The sequence below is a fragment of the Actinotalea sp. JY-7885 genome (assembly GCF_014525465.1).
Lineage (GTDB): Bacteria > Actinomycetota > Actinomycetes > Actinomycetales > Cellulomonadaceae > Actinotalea.
The window spans coordinates 20785-27023 of the sequence record NZ_JACEXH010000019.1; the positions used below are offsets into that span (position 1 = coordinate 20785).

Consider the following 6239-nt stretch of genomic DNA (forward strand, 5'->3'; position numbering starts at 1 on the left):
TGCACCAGCCACGTCAGCATCTGGGGACGCTGACGCTCAGGCCGCGGTCAGCACCAGGCCGGGACGCTCGGCGCCGACGGCGAGCCCGTCCTCGGGCGCGAGGTCGACCGTCACCGTGCCGCCGTCGTGGACCTCGCCCGCGAGCAGCATCCGCGCGAGCCGGTCGCCGATCTCGCGCTGCACGAGGCGGCGCAGCGGCCGGGCCCCGTACGCCGGGTCGAAGCCCTCGATCGCGAGCCACTCGCGCGCGGCGGGCGTGACCTCGAGCGTGAGTCGCCGGTCCGCGAGGCGCGCCGCCAGACGCTTGATCTGCAGGTCGACGATGCTGCTCAGCTCCCCCAGCGAGAGCGCGTCGAACAGCACGACGTCGTCCAGGCGGTTGAGGAACTCGGGCTTGAAGGCCGCGCGCACGGCGCTCATGACGGCCTCGCGCTTCGCGGCGTCGTCCAGCGTCGGGTCCACGAGGAACTGCGAGCCGAGGTTCGACGTCAGCACGAGGATGACGTTGCGGAAGTCGACCGTGCGGCCCTGGCCGTCGGTCAGGCGCCCGTCGTCGAGCACCTGGAGCAGGATGTCGAACACCTCGGGGTGGGCCTTCTCGACCTCGTCGAGCAGCACGACCGTGTAGGGCCGGCGCCGCACGGCCTCGGTGAGCTGGCCGCCCTCCTCGTAGCCGACGTACCCGGGCGGGGCACCCACCAGGCGCGCGACCGAGTGCTTCTCGCCGTACTCCGACATGTCGATGCGGACCATGGCGCGCTCGTCGTCGAAGAGGAAGTCGGCGAGCGACTTGGCGAGCTCGGTCTTGCCGACGCCCGTCGGGCCCAGGAAGAGGAACGAGCCCGTGGGCCGGTCCGGGTCCGCGATGCCGGCGCGCGAGCGACGCACCGCGTCGGACACCGCGGCGACGGCCTTCTTCTGCCCGATGAGGCGCTCGCCGAGCACCTCCTCCATGTGGAGCAGCTTGGCGGTCTCGCCCTCGAGCAGGCGTCCGGTCGGGATGCCGGTCCAGGCGGAGACGACCTCGGCGATCTCGTCGGTGCCGACGCGCTCGGCGATCATGGGCGCCTCGGCGGGGCCCTCACCCTCCGGGCGGCGCCGCTCGGCCTGCTCGGCCTCGGCGATCTCCTTCTCGACGGCGGGGATGTCGCCGTAGAGCAGGCGCGACGCCGTCGCGAGGTCGCCCTCGCGCTGCGACTTCTCGGCCGCGACCTTCAGCTCGTCCAGGCGCACGCGCAGCTCGCCCACGCGGTTCTGCCCGGCCTTCTCCGCCTCCCAGCGCGCGGTCAGGCCCGCCAGCTCCTCGCGGCGGTCCGCCAGCTCGGCGCGCAGCCGCTCGAGGCGGTCGCGCGAGGCCGGGTCGTCCTGGTCGGCCGCCTCGGCGAGGTAGGACTCCTCCATCGTCATCCGGTCCACGGCGCGGCGGAGCTCGTCGATCTCGACCGGCGAGGAGTCGAGCTCCATGCGCAGGCGCGACGCGGCCTCGTCGACCAGGTCGATCGCCTTGTCGGGGAGCTGACGCCCGGGGATGTACCGGTCGGAGAGCGTCGCCGCCGCGACGAGCGCCGCGTCGGCGATGCCGACCTTGTGGTGCGCCTCGTACCGCTCCTTGAGGCCGCGCAGGATCGCGACGGTGTCCTCGACGCTCGGCTCCCCGACGAAGACCTGCTGGAACCGCCGCTCGAGGGCGGGGTCCTTCTCGATGCGCTCGCGGAACTCGTCGAGGGTCGTCGCGCCGACCATGCGCAGCTCGCCGCGCGCCAGCATCGGCTTGAGCATGTTGCCGGCGTCCATCGAGCCCTCGGCCGCACCGGCCCCGACGACCGTGTGCAGCTCGTCGATGAAGGTGACGACCTCGCCGTCGGAGGACTTGATCTCCTCGAGGACGGCCTTGAGGCGCTCCTCGAACTCGCCGCGGTACTTGGCCCCGGCGACCATCGAGGCGAGGTCCAGCGCGATGAGCCGCTTGCCGCGCAGGGACTCGGGCACGTCGCCCGCGACGATGCGCTGGGCGAGGCCCTCCACCACGGCGGTCTTGCCCACGCCCGGCTCGCCGATGAGCACGGGGTTGTTCTTGGTGCGGCGCGAGAGCACCTGCACCACGCGGCGGATCTCGGCGTCACGGCCGATGACGGGGTCGAGCTTGCCCTCGGCCGCGGCGGCCGTGAGGTCGACGCCGTACTTCTCGAGCGCCTGGTAGGTGCCCTCGGGGTCGGGCGTGGTCACGCGGGCCGAGCCGCGCACGGTGGGCAGCGCCGCCGCGAGCGCGTCGCGCGTGGCGCCGGCGTCCCGCAGCGCCTGGGCGGCGGGCGACGAGCCCGCGGCGATGCCCATGAGGAGGTGCTCGGCCGAGACGTACTCGTCGCCGAGGGCCTGCGCCTCCTGCTGGGCGGCCGTGATGACCGCGCTCGTGGCGCGCGACAGGGTCGGCTGGACCACGGAGCCGCCCGACGCAGCGGGGAGCGTGGCCTTGGCGGCCGCCGTGCGCTGCGCGAGCGCCGCGCGGTCCACCCCGACGGCGTCGAGCAGCGCCGAGGCGACACCGCCCGGCTGCTCGAGCAGCGCGTCGAGCAGGTGGACCGGCTCGAGCTGCGGGTTCCCGCCCGCCGTCGCGGCCTGGATCGCCGCGGCGAGGGCCTCCTGCGACTTCGTCGTGAACTTCTGGTCCATCAGTGGTGCGCCTCCGGGCTGCGTGGACGGTGCGCCCGTCCCGTGTCGTGCGTGGTCTGGTGTCCCCTGGTTCAACCGAGGGTCAACTTGAGTCTATTCCGCTCAACTCTGCGGCGCGAGAGGTTCCGGCCGCGCGAGGCGTCCTGGGTAGCTGGTCCCAGCACTGGCCCGCCCGGCACCGGGACAATGGCAGTCGGCCGCGATCCGGCCGCCCGATCCGAGGAGCCTCATATGTCGATCATCGTCGGCTGGACCCCGACCCCCGAGGGCACCGCTGCCCTCACCCACGCGCTCGCCGAGGCGCGGTCGCGCGGCGCCGAGCTGCTGGTGGTGAACGTGTCAGGGACCAGCGACCCGTCGGAGTCGACCTTCGCGACGGACCGGGAGCTCGAGCGGATCGAGGCCCTCCTCCGGGAGAGCGGCGTGCGCTACTCGCTGCGTCAGCTGGTGCGCGGGCGCGCCCCGGCCGAGGAGATCGTCTCCCTGGCCGCCGAGACGGGCGCGCAGCTCGTGGTCATCGGCCTGCGCCACCGCAGCCCCGTCGGCAAGCTGCTGCTCGGCAGCCGCTCGCAGGCGATCCTCCTCGACGCGCCCTGCCCCGTCCTGGCGGTCAAGGCGGAGCACGCCCTGGCGGCCTGACCCGGCCACCCCCGGGCGCCTGCCACGATGTGCGCACGCCGGCGTCGCGGACGCCGCCAGCGCCCACGAGGAGCGACGTGACGCACGGACCCGGGACCCCGCCCGCCAGGCACGACCAGTGGCACGACGACGTGCTGCCCGGATGGGAGGCGCTGACGCTCGACCTGCGTCCCGACGCGCAGGGTCCGGGCGTCGCGACGCTCGTCCGGCGCCGTGGGGTCCCCCGGCTGGAGCGGGCGGTGCTGTACGTCCACGGCTACGTCGACTACTTCTTCCAGGCGCACCTGGGCGAGGCGTGGGCCGCGATGGGCTACGACTTCTACGCCCTGGACCTGCGGTCCTACGGCCGCTCGCTGCTGGCGCACCAGCGGCCCAACGACGCGCCGGACCTGGCCGTGCACGCCGAGGAGCTCGACCGCTCGGTGCGCCTGCTGCGCGAGTGGGGGCACACCGTCGTCGTCGGGCACGGGCACTCGACCGGCGGGCTGCTGCTGTGCCTGTGGGCGCACGAGCGGCGCGGTCGCGCGGAGCCGGTGGTCGACGCGCTCGTCCTCAACAGCCCGTGGCTCGAGCTCAACCGGGGGTGGTTCGACCGCGTCGTCACGACGCGCGCCGTCGACATGCTCGGCAGGGTCGCGCCGCACACGGTCGTCTCGCAGCTGCAGCCCCACTACGGGCGGGGCCTGCACCGCGAGACCGGGGGCCCCTGGGACTACGACCTGGCGTGGAAGCCGCACGAGGGCTTCGGCGTCCGGGCGGGCTTCATCCGCTCGGTGCGGCGCGGGCACCGCGCCGTCGCGCGCGGCCTGGCCGTCGACGTCCCGGTGCTGGTCTGCACGAGCGACGCGTCCGGCCCCGCCGACCGCCTGCACGAGGCGCTCGACCGCACCGACAGCGTGCTCGCGGTGGAGCACATGGTCGAGCGCGCGCCGCGGCTGGGCCCCGACGTCACGATCGTCCAGGTCCCGGGCGGCGTGCACGACCTCGCGCTGTCGTCGGCGCCGGCACGCGATCGCTACCTCGCCGACGTGGCGCGGTGGGTGGCCGAGCGACTCCCGGCCGACCCACCGCCACGACGGCTCAGCGAGCCGCGCCCTCCAGGCTGCCCGTGATGCCACCCTCGGTCTCGTCGAGCGCGATGCACAGGACCTCGCGGTCGTCGAGCTCGTTCCAGCCCATCTCGCTGGGCGCGAGCGGCTGGTAGTAGATCTCGGACTCGTCGTACGGCACGCCGATGAACGTCTCGAACTCCGCGAGGCAGAACTCGTCCGCCAGGTCGAAGATCGCGTCGTCGCCCGGGTAGTCGCCGTCCTCGAGCTCGGTCGAGGCGAAGATCTCCGAGTCGTGCGGCTCGCTGCACGGGACGGTCGGGACCGACTCGACCTCCTCGGCGAGCTCGCCGCTGTTCATGCAGTCCCCGACCTGCAGGGCGAAGACGTCGGACTCGGAGCTCTCGGTGATCTCACCGGTCTCCTCGTCCCGGACCGGCTCGTCGGGGCCGCATCCCGTGAGCGCGAGCGCCGTCACGGCGAGAGCGACAGCAGCGGCTGAACGTGCGAGACGCATGGGTTCCCCTTGTGAAGATATCGGTGTACCGGGTGCCCGGCCGCCAGACCCTATCGACACCGGCGCCCCGCCGCACGGGTGAATCCGCCCCGGGCGGCGGCCGTGCGCAGCCCTCCGGGAGGATCAGCACCATGTCCGACGACTTCACCTTCGGCGCACCCGAGCCGCACGGGCCGTTGCGCACCTTCCACCCGCGGCGCGCCACCCTGGGACCCGCGCGACGGGAGGCGCTCGAGCGCCTCTGGCCGACGCTGGGCTTCTCGGTGCACGGCACGGGCGACGGTCCGCTCGACCGCCGGGCCCTCTTCGGCCGCGACGCGCCCCTGGTGCTGGAGATCGGCTCCGGGATGGGCGAGGCCGTGGCGGCCATGGCCGCGGCCGACCCCGGGCGGGACTACCTCGCGGTCGAGGCGCACCTGCCGGGGATCGCCAACCTGCTGCTCCTGGTGGAGGCGGCCGGGCTGACCAACGTCCGCGTCGCGCACGGCGACGCCCTCGAGCTGCTGCGCCACCGGGTGCCCGAGGGCTCGCTCGACGCGATCCACGTGTTCTTCCCGGACCCGTGGCCCAAGAAGCGGCACCACAAGCGGCGCATCGTCCAGCCGGACCACGTCGCCCTGATGCGGTCGCGGCTCGCCGTCGGCGGCATGCTGCACGTCGCGACGGACTGGGCGCCGTACGCCGAGGTGGTGCTCGAGGTCCTCGCGGCGGATCCCGGGCTCGAGAACCCGCACGGCGGCCCTGCCCCGCGCCCCGCGCACCGGCCCGTGACGAGCTTCGAACGCCGTGGCCTGGACCTGGGGCACGAGATCACCGACGTCGTCGTGCGCCGCGTGGCCTGAGCGCCGCGCGCGGCGGGCTACGGCGCGCCGGCCAGCAGCACCGTCCCGTCGGTGGAGACGAGCTCGACCGCGACGATGTCGGAGCGGCGCATGAGGGTGGACGCCGGCACGGTGACCTCGCGGTCCGCCACGCCGGCCCACGTCGCCACCTCCTCCGACCTGCCGGCACCGTCCCGCAGCACGAGCGCGTACCCGACGCGCGTCGGTCCGCCCTCGCCCTCGTCGCCGTAGCCGCCGGGCTCCGCCGGCGCGGCCGTGCCCGGCGCGGGTGCCGCCGGGTCTGCCCCGCCCCCCGCGTGCCGGCAGACCAGGTCGATCTTCGTCCCCCAGGCGACGTCGTCCAGGCGCACCGTCGCGGTGACGGGGGTGTCCACGACCGGGCTCAGCTCGATCGTCGCGCTCGCCACCTGCGTCTCGACCGTCCGCCACGGCAGCGCCAGCGGGCTGCCGGGCAGCACCAGCACGGCGGCGAGCACGGCCGCCGCGGCCAGCGCCCCCACGACGCGCCGACGCCGCGCGCGC

5 protein-coding genes and 1 pseudogene are annotated in these 6239 nt (G+C 74.5%); 3 read left to right on the plus strand and 3 right to left on the minus strand.

The annotated features are described in order from the left end of the window. Window positions 1-36 precede the first annotated feature (36 nt). Window positions 37-2670, minus strand: coding sequence for an ATP-dependent chaperone ClpB (gene clpB, locus IDM29_RS03485; RefSeq protein WP_188037201.1), 2634 nt, complete (start codon window positions 2668-2670; stop codon window positions 37-39). A 231-nt stretch (window positions 2671-2901) separates the two neighbouring features. On the opposite strand from clpB, the gene IDM29_RS03490 reads away from it, so the two are divergent. Both IDM29_RS03490 and IDM29_RS03495 read left to right on the plus strand, forming a co-directional pair. Next, the gene (locus tag IDM29_RS03490) at window positions 2902-3309 is read left to right on the plus strand and encodes a universal stress protein (protein WP_188037202.1); all 408 of its coding nucleotides are present in this window, start codon (window positions 2902-2904) and stop codon (window positions 3307-3309) included. Window positions 3310-3386: 77 nt separating this feature from the next. Next, window positions 3387-4421 carry an alpha/beta hydrolase gene (locus tag IDM29_RS03495; protein ID WP_309232671.1) on the plus strand — a complete coding sequence of 345 codons (1035 nt, stop codon included), beginning with the start codon at window positions 3387-3389 and terminating at the stop codon, window positions 4419-4421. On the opposite strand, the gene IDM29_RS03500 is transcribed toward IDM29_RS03495, so the two are convergent. Further along, window positions 4390-4875 carry a septum formation family protein gene (locus IDM29_RS03500; RefSeq protein WP_182112802.1) on the minus strand — a complete coding sequence of 162 codons (486 nt, stop codon included), beginning with the start codon at window positions 4873-4875 and terminating at the stop codon, window positions 4390-4392. The two genes, IDM29_RS03495 and IDM29_RS03500, sit on opposite strands and share 32 nt — an antisense overlap. Before the next feature lie 131 nt (window positions 4876-5006). On the opposite strand from IDM29_RS03500, the gene trmB reads away from it, so the two are divergent. Next, window positions 5007-5717: a tRNA (guanosine(46)-N7)-methyltransferase TrmB gene (gene trmB, locus IDM29_RS03505; protein WP_188037203.1), complete on the plus strand. Its 711-nt coding sequence runs from the start codon at window positions 5007-5009 to the stop codon at window positions 5715-5717. A 17-nt stretch (window positions 5718-5734) separates the two neighbouring features. On the opposite strand, the pseudogene IDM29_RS03510 reads toward trmB, so the two are convergent. After that, window positions 5735-6239: pseudogene (locus IDM29_RS03510) on the minus strand (hypothetical protein); the annotation flags it as partial.